The organism is Marinobacter sp. R17 (genome assembly GCF_003789045.1).
Classification (GTDB): Bacteria; Pseudomonadota; Gammaproteobacteria; order Pseudomonadales; family Oleiphilaceae; genus Marinobacter_A; species Marinobacter_A mangrovi.
In genome coordinates, this window is sequence record NZ_RHGZ01000004.1 from 43,926 (window position 1) to 59,898 (window position 15,973).

Genomic DNA, 15,973 nt, shown 5'->3' on the forward strand with positions numbered 1-15,973 from the left:
TACCATGCCGCAGGCGCAAAGAACGAATCGGTCAGAATTTGGACGGCGCGGCGCCCTCGTCCATTTTCAGACCGACCTTGGTGACCCGGTCGGCTTCGGTGGCCCGGGCCACCAGGGTGACCGGACCCAGCACCACCCGGTCGCCGACGACCGGATGCCCCTTGGCCCGTTTGGCGAAGCAGTCGGCCAGGGAGAGCTCCGGCGACAGCTCGTCGAACTCGATGCCGTAGACCTGCTCCACATCCCCCAGCAGCGCGTCGCCATTGAGCACGAAGTCGCCGAAGAAGGCCCGCTCCATCAAGTGACGCGGCGGCTGCCGGCCGCTGAGCGTGTGCCCCAGGTCGTTGAGGCTGTCCGACAGCGCGAAGACGGCCAGTACATCCCCTTGCTGGACCAGGGTGTCCGGCTGGGGTGACATGCAGAGCCGGTCCCGGAACACACCGGCGACGGCCGCATGCTTGGGCATGGTGATGCGCGACAGGGGACGCGGATCGGACCAGCGCTCGCCCCGCAGCGGGAACAGCATCAATTCGTGATCGCCGGCGGCCGGGACATCCAGCGGCAGACGCCGATAGGGCTCCTCCGGCGCCGGCACCTCCAGCTTCAGCCAGCGGGCAATGCGCGCCAGCGAGCTGCCCTGGACCACCAGCGACACCAGTACCACGAAGAAGGCGATGTTGAAGATCAGCGGCGCCTCGGGCAGGCCATCCATCATTGGAAACAGCGCCAGCACGATCGGCACTGCGCCGCGCAGGCCCACCCAGCTAATGAACGTCAGTTCACGGCGGTTGAAACTGAACGGCCACAGCGTGGCGAACACCGCCAACGGCCGGGCAAACAGGATCAGGATCAACGACAGTGCCAGGGCGCCGCCAACCAGCGGCATCAACTGGCTGGGGCTCACCAGCAGGCCCAGGATCAGGAACAGACTCATCTGCGCCAGCCAGGCCAGACCGTCGTGCACCTGAAGGATCAGCGGCATCATCCGCACCGAACGATTACCCAGCACCACCCCGGCCAGGTAGATCGCCAGGAAGCCACTGCCGGACAGCATGTTGGTCACCGAGAACAGGGCGATCCCGGCGGCGGCCACCAGCAGCGGATACAGCGCCGGCATCAATCGCGCCCAGTTGACCAGGCGCACCATCAGACGGCCGCCCAGTACGCCCATCACGGCGCCAATCCCGAACTGCTCGATCAGCAACCAGAGACTGCCCAGCAGCCCGGATTCTTCCTTGGTCATGATCGCCAGCAGCGCCAGGGTGAGGAAGATCGCCATCGGGTCGTTGCTGCCCGATTCAATCTCCAGGGTGGCGCCCACCCGTTCGTTCAGGTGCAGACCCCGACCCTGGAGCAGCGAGAACACGGCGGCAGCGTCGGTGGAGGAAATGATCGCGCCCATCAACAGGGACGGAATCCAGCCCATGTCGAACAGGTAGTGGGTGGCCACCGCGGCAATGCCGGCGGTTATGACCACGCCCAGCGAGGCCAGCAACAGAGCCGGCCGCAAGCCCACCCGGAAGGTGTCGGCACGGGTGCGCATACCACCGTCGAGCAGGATCACCGCCAGCGCCAGGTTGCCCACCAGGAAGGCCAGCTCGAAATCGTCGAAGCGGATGCCCCCCGGCCCGTCTTCGCCGGTGAGCATGCCGACCGCGAGAAATATCAGAAGCACCGGCATTCCCAGCCGGCTGGAAAGAGGGCTCAGGAGGATGCTGATCACCAGCATCAGGGCCCCGATTAGGGTGAGAGTTGGATCCATGCGAACTCCAGTCCATTCGAGTGCATGATAACAGCTCCCGGCCGCCAGTCAGAGATGCCGTGAGAGGAACATCAGTGCGACGGGATCAGAGGACCGGTTCCAGCGGGGCCGACACGACCTGGTCACGGCCATTGGCCTTGGCCAGATACAGCAGTTCATCGAGGCGCTTGAAGGCTTCGGGCATGGGCTCGTCCAGTTCAACTTCCACCACGCCGAAACTGGCCGTGACCCGATCCGGGAAGGGCATGGGATGCTGGCGCAGCTGGTCCCGCAGCAATTCGGCCAGACGGCGGGCGCCCCCGAGGTCGGTATCCTCGCACAGGATCAGGAACTCCTCGCCCCCGAGCCGGTACACCACATCCGTCGAACGCACTTCGTGGCGCAACAAGCGTCCGAGGCGAACCAGAACCTCATCCCCCACGTTGTGGCCGTGACTGTCATTGACGCGCTTGAAATGGTCGATATCCAGCATGATCATCGCAAACGCCAGGCCCTGGCGCCGGAAACGGGCCATTTCCCGCTGCCAGTGGGTTTCCAGGTGACGGCGGTTGAAGGCGCCGGTGAGCGGATCCATTGTCGCCTGTTCCCGCAGCTGGAATTCCAGCGTTTTCATCTGGGTGATGTCGGAAATATAGCCATGCCAATAGGTGCTGCCGTCTTCGGCCCGTCTCGGGGTCGACTCGCCCCGCAACCAGCGGATGCCGTGCTGCGGCAGCACCACCCGGAATTCACAGATCCATGGCACCAGGTTGGTCCGGGAGCGGTCGATAGAGGCCTGCACGGTGGCTGCATCGTCCATATGGATGCGTCTGAGCGCGTTGGTGGCATCCTGGTGGGCTTCTTCCGCGGTGATTTCGAACACGTCCCAGATCCCGTCACTGACGTAGGGGAACGACGCCGTGCCGTCCGGCCGGCTGAGGTACTGGTAAATGACGCCGGGCACGTTGGTGGTCAGGTCCTGGAGCAGGTGATCGTTCTGCTCCAGCGCTTCCATCGCCCGCAGGTATTCGGTCATGTCGATGGCGACACCGAGGTAACCCAGATCCTGTCCGGATTCATCGAAAATCTTGGACAGGGTCAGCTGCACTTTGCGGCGTTCACCGTCCTTGCGCACAAACGTCCAGCGTTCCGAGCGGTGCATCCCCTCTTCAATGCCCACCTGGAAGACCCGGAAGCCGGCCAACGGCTTGCCGGTGTATTGGGTCAGCCGCTCGCCCCAAGCCGCCACTTCCCCGGGATCGTGGAAAGCCAAAGGCGTCATCCGGCCCACCACCTCGGCCGCGCTGTAGCCCAGCAGGTGTTCCGCCCCGCGGTTGAACAGCGCGATCCTGCCGTCGGGACGGGCAACGATAATCGCCACGTCTTCCGCCGATGCAAAAATGCCCGAGAGGTAGGCATTCGCTTCACGCAGTTCCAGTTCGGTCTGTTTGACGTGGCTGATGTCGGAGTGTGTGCCGATCATCCGCGCGGGACGATCCGGCCCATGCCACTCAATGACTTTGCCGCGATCGAGGATCCACTTGTAGGTGCCGTCCTTGCAACGGAGTCGGTGCATGCTCTCGTAATAATCCGTGAGGCCCTTGAAGTGCGCATCTAAAGCCTTCTGACACGGGCCCAGATCCTCAGGGTGAACTCGGCCGGACCACTCGCTGAGGGTCTGGCCGATTTCGTCCGGCGTGTAGCCCAGCATGGTTTTCCAGCCCTCGGAGAAATACACCTCGTTCTCGGGCATGCGCCAGTCCCAGACGCCATCGCCGGACCCGTCGAGGGCGAACTGCCAGCGCGCTTCTGATTCGGACAGTGCTTGCAGGGCCTGCTGCAGTTCCTGGGTACGCCGCGTGACATTGGCCTCCGCCCGGGCCCGGCCCAGCAGGGCCATCGCCAGGTAGCCCGCGCAAAGCAGGGTAGCGCCCAGTCCGGTGATGACCACCAGCAGTGCGGTCTGGCGGGGCTGCCACTGCGCCGGGTCGGTCGGTTCCGCCCGGATCAAGACCGATCCGTCTGCCAGGTTGATATCGCGGGAAAAGGTCAGCCCCGGGTCGTGGTGATGATCCTCACTATGATCGAGCGTCACGGCCGGACTGTTCGAGGCGAATTCGTCAAAGCCCAGAGCGATGTCGGGTGAATCACTGTGCGCCGAGGACACCCATTGGGCCAGCGCGCTGAGGCGCAGCCCCAGACCGATAAATCCCCGCAGGTTTCCGTAGTGACGATCGGTCACATCCTTGACGGTGCCCTCGTTAAACACCGGAGCAAAGACGACGATGCCGGACTCGTCATCCGGGTCGTCAAGCGTGCGGATGCCGCCAATCATCACCGCTTTGCCCGTGGTCATGGCCTGTTCGAAGGCGTGGACCCGCGACGGCAGGTAGCTGACGTCCATACCCACCAGATTGGCGCCGGGGACGTTGGTCTTCTGGTAGGTGATGGGGAAATGGCGGCGAATGTCGCCGGAGCTCAGGTCCTCCACCGATTCGGGCAGGCGCAACCGGAACTGATGGTGGTAGTAATAGGCCATGCGCTCGCGGTACAGCGCCATCTGGCTGGCCGGCACGTTCTCGGTCCAGCTGACGGTCATCTCGATGCGATCGGACAGGCGGGTCAGCGTTTCAAACTCGTGGCGGGTGAGCTCCGACTCCAGGGTGATGAACCGGCGCATGGCGTCCAGCTCGCGCAGCTGGCCCTGGATCAGTTCTTCCACAAGCAGGATACGTGAGCGGGCCTCCTGCTCGAAACTGGATTGCACGATCTGGCGTTCGGCCTCTGCCGCCCGCTGGGCCAGAATCATTGTCAGCGCCGCCCCCAGTGCAAGCACCAGCAGGACAGGCCATCCCTGGACCAGAGCGCGTCTTAAAGCAGGGCGCGAATCGGTGGTCAAATCAGTCTTCCGGGGAGTTCAAACTCACGTCAAGAGAATAGCATAGGCAATCGCTACGTAGACCTTGCCTGACAAGAGTTCACAATCTATATTGGCTCCCTGCAAGGCCCCCGTCCCGGGGCACGGCAAGCGGGTGTAGCTCAATGGTAGAGCAGAGGCTTCCCAAGCCTACGACGAGGGTTCGATTCCCTTCACCCGCTCCACCTCCATTCCTGAAGCCTCAACATAGCGACATTCATTTTCAGGCCGCCGGATTGAACAGAATCGACCCACCACAGCCTCAGCCCCTCGGTAATGAAAATCTGTTCTGAGTAATCGATAACGCATGAATTCGAGCATTACTGTACTTCTACCTCAAGTTGTTTAGCTCAGAATCCTAAAGACATCACCTCGAACAAAGCAATTCAGTCATGAAAGAGACGAAGCACTTGTTAACCTGGTAGTATTACTCGCAAATTCGATGGAAGGTAGAGCAACAACGCATGATCACGTTTGCGGATCTTTTCTGTGGGGGTGGTTTCGGTGCAAGAGGTGCCGTGACTGCAGGCGCCCAACCAATCCTGGCGGTCGACGCATGGGATATCGCCACAGAAACATACAAAAGCAATTTCCCTACCGCAGAGGTACATTGCTCCCCCATTGAAAAAATTGATCCCAAAGAGCTGGCAAAAAAATACTGCCCTGACGTATTACTTACCTCTCCGGAATGCACGTCCCACTCAATTGCGCGCGGAGCTAAGCCAGGCTCCGAGCAAAGCAAGGAAACAGCCATCGGAATTATCCCTTGGATCGATGCAATGGCACCGCGCTGGTTGATCGTTGAAAACGTCAATCGCATGAAAAAATGGGGACGCCACAATGAGCTGGTGGACAGTATCGAGTCGCACGGCTACAAAGTGAACGATCTTGTTCTCAACGCCGCCGACTTCGGTGTGCCCCAGTCACGCAAACGAATGTTTCTAGTCTGCGACCGAGAGGGCTCTGAGATTTCAAGGGAAGATTTACTCTCGCTGCAGAAGCGATCAATTCAGACTGCTCGGTCCATCATCGACTGGTCTGGCGTTTACAAAAGCCGACCGCTATACACTGAAAAGAGAGCCCAGGCCACGATCGAAAGGGCTGAGAGAGCAATTAGAGAGCTTGGCCCTGGCAAAGATTTCATCGTTGTGTATTACGGCTCGGACTACGCTGGGGGGTGGCAATCACTGGATGTGCCTTTGCGTACTGTCACCACCCTCGATCGTTTTGGTTTGGTCACGTGGGAGAGTGGGATTCCCCATTTGAGGATGTTGCAGCCGCCGGAACTGCTGAAAGCAATGGGTGCAGGATCAAGGCACCTACTGCCGCATGGCAGTCGACGGGACAAGATCAAGTTGTGCGGTAACGGTGTATGTTCCCCCGTAATGGAGATCATCTTCAGGAAAATTGCGCAGATTGAAGATGAAGAGTTAGGACTGGCCTCCTGAATGAACTTGGCTGAAACTGATCTAATTGTCGACCACGTCTATGGCGGCTCCCGTAACGGAAACGCCTCGGATGATCCCTTGCCGCGACTGCTGGGTGTTGATAGTGGCGCCGGTTTTCGCCACCTTGGGAAGCGGCCAGGCATCGACACGCTGAAGTTACTAGCACTGGTCACCAACTTTAACGATCCTGACTGGCCGGACTATTTGGACACGGAAAGCGGGCTGTTCACTTACTATGGTGACAATAAAGAGGCCCGAGGGATCCACGACACACCCAGACAAGGCAACCAGATTCTTAGGAACTTGTTTGACGCCCGTCATTCTCCTATCTCCTTCGAACACTTCCCCGTTGTGCTTCTTTTTGGTGGTACCGGAGACTATCGGGATATGCGTTTCATGGGGCTCGCTGTACCGGGAGCTCAAAATCTAGGGTCTGACGACGACCTGGTGGCGATTTGGCGATCGAAGGGGCCTAACAATTTCAGATTTCAGAACTACAAGTCGATATTCACCATTCTTGACGTACCTGTCATCACTCGCAAATGGCTTGACGACATAAAGGCTGGAAAAGCAGTTTCGTCAAGACATGCACCCAAACCGTGGCTTGATTGGGTATCAGGACGGAAATACTCACCTTTATATGCGCCACACACAATCGACATCCGAACCAAAGAGCAGCAGCTTCCCCGGTCAGAGGAAGACTGCCGCATTCTCTCGCTGGTACATGAAACGTATCGGGAAAATCCGATAGCGTTCGAAGCGGCTGCGGTGGAGATATCTCGTCTTTTCATGCCGGACATCGGTCACTGTGAAATCACCCGCCCGTGGCGTGACGGTGGTCGGGACGCTGTTGGAGCATATAGGGTCGGAAAAGGTCGGAGTGCAATAGAAGTTGAGTTCGCGCTCGAAGCGAAATGCTATGCTCCGAACGGGAAGGGGGTTGGGGTCCGAGAACTTTCCAGACTCCTGTCACGCTTGCGGCACAGGCAATTTGGTGTTCTCGTGACGACGTCTTACCTTGGAGCGCAGGCATATAAAGAGCTGAAAGAAGATCAACATCCCGTTGTCATCATATCTGGCATAGATATCGTCACAACGCTGAAGAATCGTGTTGGATCTTTCGACCAGATAAAGAAATGGCTCGCTAGTTTGTAAGCCGCTTACTGTCCTTCTGCTCTTCCAATACTTGAACTACCCGGGCAATGCTGTCTTCCAGTGAAGACTTGATCTCATGCTCCCAAATACGAATGACCTGCCATCCCTGAGATTCCAGCGTTTCACTATTTTTATGATCCCTTTCGACATTTGCATCGATCTTACTCTGCCAGAAAATAGCTCTCTTCTTGGGCTGTACAAAATGATCGGGACATTTATGCCAGAAACAACCATCCACGAAAACTACAACTTTGTGCTTAGCGAAGACCAAATCGGGCTTTCCTGGTAGTTTGCTCTTTAGTCGATACCGATAGCCCATTCTCCATAATTGCTTTCTAAGAGCCATTTCTGGAGAGGTATTTTTACCCTTGATCTGCGACATGCAGTAAGAGCGCTGTTTGGGGCTTAGCGTATCCATTTAACTTAAGCTAACTATGCCAGGGCGAGTCGCCATTCTGCCGTACCAAGAGATAAACTCCTGGAGCATCTGTTCACGAACTCTTCCTACAAGTTCAAGCTTGGAAACCATAGGGACAAACGGAGGGCATTGTTCACGATCCCTGCTTGAAAAATACTCTGCTTGATCAGGAATTGACACTACTAACTTTGAATTAAGAACCAGATACCAAGTATCTTCCCCATTTTGTAGCTTTGGAGTAGCCTTCAAAAATTCGCCTGGAAGCTTCTTCCCACCATCTCTGTAGAAATGTTTCTTGGCTTTTTCATAAACAATTATGCCCACCAAAAACCTACGCCAAAACGCCTTGTCTTGCGCATGATCGCAGGCCGGAGTGATGTCGAACAAGATAGGCCTTACGTTCTTCAAAAACTCAGGATCTTTCCTGGCATCTCTTCTTTTATTTACGTCATCTCCTATAAACGCATCCATGATAAATTCTTTGATGTTGTCTTTAGATACACAGATAGTTCCAAGATTCACCAGCTCATCTGACGGCCATTCGTATACACAACCAGGGGAAGGGGTGATTTTTTTGGATGCAGAGTCCCAGTGTAGCATGCTGTTTATTCGTGGTGCCTCAACGCTCTGCTTAACATCATCAGGAACCTTCACCTCCGCAGAATTCATATGGCTCACTTTGTCATATAACATGCTTGACAATATTTGGTATAGCGGAAACGCCAAGTTGTCACTCTTCTTGAGTCGAGAACCTTCTTGAGCTTTTGCTAGCTGGTAAAGTACGCCGCCCAAACTTTTGTTTAATTCTTGAGGGGAGCTTGGAGGGACCATATTCCAAAGATTATGTAATACCCTAGAAGCACTGCTCCTAACGTTCGCTTCCCAGTGGGCGAGAGATTCAAGAGACTCTACAGGAGTTATGGAATCTTGGACATTATGAAATAGTCGATTCTTTTCTTCCATACTAAGGTCAGTTCTGACTGCTCCGTGTTCACGATCTTCTGCATACGGCCTCTTGTCAATAACGGCATATTGATATGGGCGCTTTCCGGAAGGAAGTCGTTCCGATAGATAGTCAAAAAGTTCTTGTGCATAACGGTTGCCGAGCTGCGGATCATTTCCCCACGTGGACCACGTTATTAAAAGCCACGGACCATTATTGTCGTCTAATATTCTGTCTATACCGGCTGCTGCTGCAGAATAGTCATCGTTCCCGGGAAAGTCTGGAGACACTAAGGCAATGTCTTGAAATATAAATCTAATGCCATCTAATTTTTTATTCGAGTCAAGACTCGAAATAACATCCTGATCGTAATGTAGAAAAAAGCTAGGCACCTGTAATTTCCATAGACTTCTAACGATTGCTTCCCCGTCTTCCGTCTTATCATCAATTACGACCACTCTACCTCTATGTGGCATATTACTCCCCCTTGAAAACCATCGCGACCAACGCACCATCACAGGCGGCCGGCACTTCAACCGCATTACTTTCAGGAAACGCAAGCCTACCTTCATGCGATTTCATGATCATATCGCTATAATAAAGCCCAATACCCATCCCGTCTGATTTTCTAGAGAAAAAAGGTTGTACTACATCTTCAGCACCATCGAGCAGGCCTGGGCCGTTGTCAGCTACGACGATCGCGTTACCTTCAAGGTCCCGGCTTGGGCCTACCCAAATAATAGCTTCGTCGGCTTCGGTTTGAGCACTCCAGTAAATCGCATTGTCGATAAGATTAACTAACGTAGCGGTTAACATACGACGTATACCGAGGACCTCGAAGTCCTTTTCAGGTTGGCTTTCGAAACCATTCTTAAAATTGATCTTGTGGTATTTGAAGCGAAGGTCTTGAGTAAGACAAGCGAACTCCACCAAGCGAGAGGCCGAAATCTTTTCCATTTTTCCTCTGCTGACCATATACATAGCGCCCTGGAGCAGAGATATTAATCCTTTTGATTGTTCTTTTAGCTGCTCTGGGGATTGGCCTTCCGATATAGAGGAATGTAGGTTTCGTACTCCCCTCTCTAATTCATGAAATACTGTGACCAAACCCATCCCTGCTCCGGCTGAACTTAGAAGAACGTCCCTGGTTTCTGTGTAGGATTTAGACACCTTGTCTACAATATCACCGATTTCGTTTGTCAACTTTTTTTCGAAAACTGCTGTTTTCAGTTCACTTAATAGTTCGTCAGTTGTTTTTCGCCGGTTTGGCTTATATTTCGAGGCGCCAGGAGGCGTGTCTAGTATAGAGCGAAGGAGCTTTTTATCCTTGTTTCGCTCAGCTTCAAAATCAGTGAGTATACAAAGCATCGCATATTGTAATTCGTAGTATGCATCGTTCTCTATAAACCCTTCTCGGTTCGTCTTCTCTCGAAGGTTGTAGCTGTCTGAAAGTTCAAGTTGAACTTCGCCAAGCATAAGTTGGTTGCTGAGTTTTCCTGTCGGCCTTTGAATGCGGCGGTGGTCTAGGCCCAGCCAGTCGTCGCCGGGTTCGCCGTAGTTATATACTCTAAGGCCATCCCTATATACTCTGACGCCGCCTTGCTCCTTCAAAAATTCTGAAAGACCTGACATCTCATCTTTTAAATATCTTTGTTTTACATCTCTATCCAAGTCGAACGCAATAATTGACCCTTTTAAAGGTCCTATTCCAAGGCTATTTTCATCTTCTGACTTGCCAAGGATGGGGCGTGCGGCCCGCTCGTTCCTTTTGCGCCATCCATCGTCACCAGGTGGCGCTTTTGTAAAGAATTCCGGATATTTCCTTTCGATCTCAATTTTTCGCCCCTCAATAATGTTTGGGTAATCGGATTTGATTGCTGGAAGCGGCTCAAACTTGTAGGTATATTTTAGGCCTTCGTCTGTTAGTTCGAAATCAAATTTGAACATTGCCTGGTCTCTGGCTGTTTCTGGATCAAAAAATCCATTAAGCCAACCGATATCAGGCTCAAGTGTAAAATCGACAGTGAAGTCATTTTCACCGTTTTGGCCGATCTTTCCGCTAGTCATTCCAAGGACTGATCGGTAAAGTTTCCTTACGTCACCCCTGCGCCATTTTTGTTTTAGACCGGATATGGTGATTCTTGTACCATGGGTTTGGTCAGAGAAGACTTCAGGGGGTCGTTCCTTAATTTGTACTTTTGCCTCATCTAAGTACTTATGGCTTTCTAAATCAAGCCAGTTAATATTAACAACAACCTCTGCCGACTCCTTTGATTTCGTTACGAGTTCGATTTCAGTTCCTAAGCGGTGCACTGCAAACCGACCTACGCCCTTTTCACCTACTGGAAGACGTCCCTTCTCGGTCCTAATTCCTTTCTTTCTGCTTTCGCCTTTATGACCATGTGCGGGTTCCATCCATATATTGGAAACTGTATCAAAGTCCATGCCAATACCATCATCTTGAACTTCAATCGCGCCGTCCTCGGCGTTTATGTTGAGCAAAAGTAAAGATACATTTTCGGCATCAGCGTCGTATGAATTTTTGATAAGTTCGAAAAGAGCTAGAGTATGACTCTTGATTAATTGCTCTCCCAAAAGCTCCATTATCCGTGCTCTTGGTCTAAACTCTTTCTTCGTTTCCTGCATACAAGGCCCGCTGTATTGATAAAATGATTGCCAGTTGTATAGAGATTCAATTTTTATAAGATATTTAATTTGGATATAATAGGCGCGTTATTTATAATGGTCTAAAGTGGGTTATTTAATGTATTAAGTATACCCGAGAGCCAATCTTCTGATTTTCTAGTTCGTAAATGGTGAGCGGACTGCCATGTATCACAATATTGGACGGTGGCGTCTCTTACGCTCGTCGACATCTCGAAAATTAGGACGCTAAAATCGTATTCGAGACTTTATTTTCGCTACAGTCAACCACATCTCGGGCTACGCCTTGCGATTTCGGTGTCAATTGACGAAGACTGGAGCGGTTTCTCAAGGTTTTGGCCCCACCCACAGCAGGGAGGGAAAGTTGTTGAAGGACAAAAAATGGTCGTCGGAGACTGACGATGCATTGTCTGCCCGCCTGGGGCAATTCCAGGAAGAGGCGCTCCGGGCCTTTGAGGGTAGGGAGGCTGAAGCTGTGATCGCAATTACACGGGTCCTGGACTTCACCACTGTGTCTGCCTTATGGCGATACTCCGGACAAGCAAATCCGGCGCGAGCTCAAAAAGTAAATCCGATGGTATTGCTTAAAGGATGTGCTCCTGCTCTTCGGCCATTCCTCGCTGCGACGAAATTCCAGGGCGGAGGTCTTCCGTTCGGGCCGAGCGATCCGGTTCAAACCGATTTCGCGTACTCCTATCTAAACGCTTGTGGCAGTTTGACCTTTCTTCGTCGTATGGCAGCCTTAGAGCGTTTCGGCTTGGCAAGTACTGAGAAGATCACCTCTGACCATTATAGGATCACCGTGTCGGCTGGTGTACCCGAGGAGGCTTCTCGTTATTTGCGGAGTATGCTCGCAGAGGAGCGCAAAACATTTCTAAGCACTCGAAAACGCAAGTACTGGAACAAGCTTCACGCCCGAATGAAGAAATACGTACAGCCGTCAGATGACTGGTTCATCCGCTACGACAATGACTGGCCGATTGTCGAAGCCTATCGTGAAAACGCTAGGCTTTTTTCTCGCTCGTTTCCCGAAGGAGAAGCTTTTCCGGATGAGACTCCCATTGGCGACAGGACGTTCGGCGACTGGAAAGAAGCATGCAACCAAGCTCTTGGCCGTATTTTGACCCATATAGATTTTGCGATGTTTCTTCATAACAAAAAGCCGTCTATAGCCCTCGACAATGTCCTTACCATCTTCATCAGGCGGGACGATGCGGAGGCGGTTTGGGAAGAGGCGGGTCTACCTCCCAGCCAGATCAGAGCCACGATGCGAGCTTTGACCCTTGAGCACGAGGATTTGGACGGGTGGGAGCAGGCGTTCGAGGTGCCCACGGTTTTCTATATTGGAATCGGAAAAAACTTTCTTCTACTCCCATGCTTTGGGGCACTTTTGAACTCTTATTTCGCCCTATTCCGTCATTTGCGAGATCGCTATCGGGTTGATTGGGACCGCGCAGTTGATAACCGTGAGGCTGTTTTCAGGGCGAGTTTGGGGGAGCTTTTCTCCCATTCAAGGTATTTAGTTCCAGACCACGGTTTCAAGCTTCGTCGCGAAAGTGGCTCTGTGATCACAGATATCGATGCTGTGATCGTTGATCGGGAAACCGGTGACCTTGCATTGGTTCAGCTTAAATGGCACGACGTGTTTGGCTTCTCATTAAAAGAGAGAGAAAGTCGAAGAAAAAATATTGAGAAAGCAAATGAATGGGTGAAGCGTGTTGTATCTTGGATTGACGGACGTTCTTCGCAGGAGGTTGCTGCGGGGCTTGGGATAGAGGGGACGCTGTCCCGCCGCCCGCCTGTTTTATACGTGATAGCGCGATACGAGGCTCGGTTCTCGGGAGACCATGTCTACGATGACCGAGCTTGCTGGCTAGGATGGCCGGAGATGCAGGCTGTCTATACTCATTTGTTGTCAGGCGCCGATTCACCGCTACTGGAAATTCCCGTTAGAGTAAAGGAAGGAGAAAGTTACTTTCACGAGCCGGAGTTTCTGAGTCGTGACTTCAAGTTTCCTAACTTGACTGTCACTCTTGATTATCCGTCTTACCCTTCTGACTCTGGAGAATGATAGGGCTGCAGCGCTAGGTGACGGGAGCGAATCGCTTCCGAAGTTACAAAAAATAACGAAAAATGCAGCGCCTGCCCGCTTGTATGGCGACTTGTATGGCGAACCAAGTATTCGCATCTAACCGCATGATCTATAAGTATAGTTAGATTCCCTTCACCCGCTCCATTTCCTCTGCCGATCGATGCCGCCCCAGCGTCTCCGCCAGCTCCGGTGGCCCAAACAGCACCAGACCCCGTTCTTTCAGCGTCAGCCCCGGCGCTACCAGGTCCCGGAACATGTCCCGCCACTCGTGGAAATTGAGCGTCACCGGGTTGTGGGTGCGGATCTGGCGCGGGATGCCGTAATCCGGCTTTTCCACCGCATCTTCTTCCACAAACGTGCCAAACAGACGATCCCAGATAATCAGGATGCCGCCGTAGTTCTTGTCGATATAGCGCGGGTTGCGACCGTGATGGGCCCGGTGGTGGGAGGGCGTATTGAGCACCCACTCCAGTGGGCCCAGCTTGCCGATGGCCTGGGTGTGGATAAAAAACTGGTACGCCAGGCTGATGGCGACGGCGAAGATGACCGTCTCCGGCGGAAAGCCGATAAACACGATCGGCAGCCAGAACAGCCACATGCCGGTGATCGGGTAGGTCACGCTCTGGCGGAAGGCGGTGGAGAGATTGAGCTTCTCCGAAGAATGATGCACCACGTGGGAGCACCAGAACCAGCGGATGCGATGGTGCGCCCGATGGAACCAGTAGTAGACAAAGTCCTGCACCAGGAACAGCAACGCCACCGACCAGCCGTTGAAGGGAATATCGAACAGGCGCACGTCGAACAGGGCGTTGTAGACCACGATAGTCAGCAGCGCCGCAATCACGTCGCTGGCCTGATAGAGCCCGGCCAGGGTCATGTTGCTCAGGGTATCGGCCCAGGTGTAGGTGGCTGACGGATAGGCCGCGCGGTTGTGGCGCAGATGCAGCCACTCACCCGCCATGGCGAGGAAGAAGGCCGGCGCCAGGGCCAGGGTGACCAGATGGGGATCGAAACCCAGTAGATCCGTCAGGGGGGTCGGTGACATACACACTCCAGTTTATCGTTGTACTGGATTCAGTATGTCACCGGAAGCCGTCGGGATCGGTGACCCATCCCGACGTTTTCACTGGCCGATGGCGTCAGTGCAGTTTCAGGCGCGGCTGCATCGCCCGGCTGATGCGATCCATGAACCAGATCACGCCGGTGCGCAGCAGGCCATGCAGCGCCACCTGGTGCATGCGGTAGAGGGACAGGTAGAACAACCGCGCCACCTTGCCTTCCACGTACATGCTGCGGCCAGACAGGTTGCCCATCAGGTTGCCGACGGTGGTGTAGCGGCTGAAGTTGATCAGCGAGCCGTGATCGTTGTAGACGAACGGCACCGCCTCCTTGCCTTCCAGACGGTTGACCAGCGACTTGTACAGCGTCGCCGCCTGCTGGTGCGCCGACTGGGCGCGCGGCGGCACCGGGCGGTCCGAATCCGGCTGCGGGCAGGCCGCGCAATCGCCGAGGGCGAAGATATTGTCGTCCTGGGTAGTCTGCAGCGTCTGCTTGACCAGCAACTGATTGCCCCGGCTGGTTTCCAGACCCAGCTTGGCCAGGAAGGCTGGCGCCTTGATACCGGCAGCCCAGATGGTCATTTCCGAGGGCAGTTCCGTGCCGTCCCTCATAACGATGCTGTCTTCACGCACCTCACTCACCGGCTGGCCGGTCAGCACGGTCACGTTCTGGTACTCCAGCTCTTTCGTGGCCGCCACGGACAACCGTGCCGGCAGGGCGGGCAAAATGCGTTCGGCGGCTTCGACCACCGAGATGCTGATGTCTTCCGGGCGCAGGTAGTTCATGCCGTACACCGGCAACTCGCGGGACGCCAGTCGCAGTTCCGCCGCCAGCTCCACACCGGTCGCACCGGCGCCGATGATGGTGATTGGAAGCTGGCCGCTGCCGCCTTCGCCAGCGTCGTGATTCTTGCGCAGGAAGGCATTGAGCATCAGGTCGTGGAAGCGCCGGGCCTGCTCCAGGCTGTCGAGGAACAGGCAGTTGGACTGGGCGCCCGGGGTGCCGAAATCGTTGGCCGTGCTGCCGACGGCGATCACGAGGGTGTCGTAGCCGATGCGCCGCTCCGGCACCACTTCCTCACCGTCCTGATCGTGGAACGCGTCGATGACCAGTTCGCGCTTATCCCGATCCAGGCCGGCCATGCGGCCAAGCTGGAACTCATAGTGGTGCTTGCGGGCGTGGGCCCGGTAATTGATCTCGTTGGCGCTGGCATCCAGAGATCCGGAGGCCACTTCGTGCAGCAGGGGTTTCCAGACGTGCGTCAGCCCGGCGTCCACCAGCGTGATGCGGGCTTTCTGCTTTTTGCCGAGCCGGTTGCCCAGACGCGTCACGAGTTCAAGACCGCCGGCGCCACCGCCGACGACGACAATATGATGCAGTTTATCCATTGCGGGGTTCCCGATAAGAAAAGACAGCCAACAGCTCTGACCGGACAACGGCACCGGACGGACCAGACGCTTTTGGCTGTCTTCACTCAGGGTGAGGAGGGCGTATCCTATCGAGTGGGCAGGATACACACAATGCGACTTCCGGAGG

General features: G+C 54.7%; 10 protein-coding genes and 1 tRNA gene. 4 read left to right on the forward strand and 7 right to left on the reverse strand.

The genetic code is table 11. The features are described 5' to 3' along the window. Positions 1-31 precede the first annotated feature (31 nt). Both EB809_RS04390 and EB809_RS04395 read right to left on the reverse strand, forming a co-directional pair. Complete coding sequence (locus EB809_RS04390; protein WP_123633601.1) at positions 32-1,762, reverse strand: potassium/proton antiporter; 1,731 nt, start codon at positions 1,760-1,762, stop codon at positions 32-34. Between the two features lie 85 nt (positions 1,763-1,847). Then, positions 1,848-4,550, reverse strand: coding sequence for a diguanylate cyclase (locus EB809_RS04395; RefSeq protein WP_123633602.1), 2,703 nt, complete (start codon positions 4,548-4,550; stop codon positions 1,848-1,850). Positions 4,551-4,769: 219 nt separating this feature from the next. Between EB809_RS04395 and EB809_RS04400 the strand changes: the two genes are divergently transcribed. The 3 genes from EB809_RS04400 (at position 4,770) to EB809_RS04410 (ending at position 7,261) form a co-directional block, all read left to right on the forward strand. Next, positions 4,770-4,843 (forward strand) — tRNA-Gly (locus tag EB809_RS04400). 279 nt (positions 4,844-5,122) lie between these two features. Next, positions 5,123-6,106: a DNA cytosine methyltransferase gene (locus tag EB809_RS04405; protein ID WP_123633603.1), complete on the forward strand. Its 984-nt coding sequence runs from the start codon at positions 5,123-5,125 to the stop codon at positions 6,104-6,106. Beyond that, entirely contained in the window at positions 6,107-7,261 is a 1,155-nt protein-coding gene (locus EB809_RS04410; RefSeq protein ID WP_123633604.1) for a restriction endonuclease, read from the forward strand. Here the strand turns inward: EB809_RS04410 and EB809_RS04415 are convergent. The 3 genes from EB809_RS04415 to EB809_RS04425 are packed head-to-tail and all read right to left on the reverse strand — an operon-like array spanning position 7,251 to position 11,268. Then, on the reverse strand, positions 7,251-7,679 hold the full coding sequence (locus tag EB809_RS04415; RefSeq protein ID WP_123633605.1) for a very short patch repair endonuclease: 429 nt from the start codon (positions 7,677-7,679) through the stop codon (positions 7,251-7,253). The two genes, EB809_RS04410 and EB809_RS04415, sit on opposite strands and share 11 nt — an antisense overlap. Further along, positions 7,680-9,080 (reverse strand): hypothetical protein, encoded by a 1,401-nt coding sequence (locus EB809_RS04420; protein WP_123633606.1) that lies wholly within the window; start codon positions 9,078-9,080, stop codon positions 7,680-7,682. It lies immediately after the preceding gene. 19 nt (positions 9,081-9,099) lie between these two features. After that, positions 9,100-11,268, reverse strand: coding sequence for an ATP-binding protein (locus tag EB809_RS04425; protein ID WP_123633607.1), 2,169 nt, complete (start codon positions 11,266-11,268; stop codon positions 9,100-9,102). A gap of 382 nt (positions 11,269-11,650) precedes the next feature. On the opposite strand from EB809_RS04425, the gene EB809_RS04430 reads away from it, so the two are divergent. Continuing rightward, on the forward strand, positions 11,651-13,357 hold the full coding sequence (locus EB809_RS04430; protein WP_123633608.1) for a hypothetical protein: 1,707 nt from the start codon (positions 11,651-11,653) through the stop codon (positions 13,355-13,357). 142 nt (positions 13,358-13,499) lie between these two features. Here the strand turns inward: EB809_RS04430 and EB809_RS04435 are convergent, their stop codons facing one another. Both EB809_RS04435 and EB809_RS04440 read right to left on the reverse strand, forming a co-directional pair. Beyond that, positions 13,500-14,423, reverse strand: coding sequence for a sterol desaturase family protein (locus EB809_RS04435; protein ID WP_123633609.1), 924 nt, complete (start codon positions 14,421-14,423; stop codon positions 13,500-13,502). A 94-nt stretch (positions 14,424-14,517) separates the two neighbouring features. Beyond that, positions 14,518-15,825, reverse strand: coding sequence for an NAD(P)/FAD-dependent oxidoreductase (locus EB809_RS04440; protein ID WP_123633610.1), 1,308 nt, complete (start codon positions 15,823-15,825; stop codon positions 14,518-14,520). Positions 15,826-15,973: the final 148 nt, after the last annotated feature.

Excerpts from the sequence above, each read along its gene's own strand:
- EB809_RS04390 (WP_123633601.1), bottom strand. The coding sequence starts at position 1,762 with ATGGATCCAACTCTCACCCTAATCGGGGCCCTGATGCTGGTGATCAGC.
- EB809_RS04435 (WP_123633609.1), bottom strand. The coding sequence starts at position 14,423 with ATGTCACCGACCCCCCTGACGGATCTACTGGGTTTCGATCCCCATCTG.
- EB809_RS04410 (WP_123633604.1), top strand. The coding sequence starts at position 6,107 with ATGAACTTGGCTGAAACTGATCTAATTGTCGACCACGTCTATGGCGGC.
- EB809_RS04440 (WP_123633610.1), bottom strand. The coding sequence starts at position 15,825 with ATGGATAAACTGCATCATATTGTCGTCGTCGGCGGTGGCGCCGGCGGT.
- EB809_RS04395 (WP_123633602.1), bottom strand. The coding sequence starts at position 4,550 with ATGATTCTGGCCCAGCGGGCGGCAGAGGCCGAACGCCAGATCGTGCAA.
- EB809_RS04405 (WP_123633603.1), top strand. The coding sequence starts at position 5,123 with ATGATCACGTTTGCGGATCTTTTCTGTGGGGGTGGTTTCGGTGCAAGA.
- EB809_RS04425 (WP_123633607.1), bottom strand. The coding sequence starts at position 11,268 with ATGCAGGAAACGAAGAAAGAGTTTAGACCAAGAGCACGGATAATGGAG.
- EB809_RS04415 (WP_123633605.1), bottom strand. The coding sequence starts at position 7,679 with ATGGATACGCTAAGCCCCAAACAGCGCTCTTACTGCATGTCGCAGATC.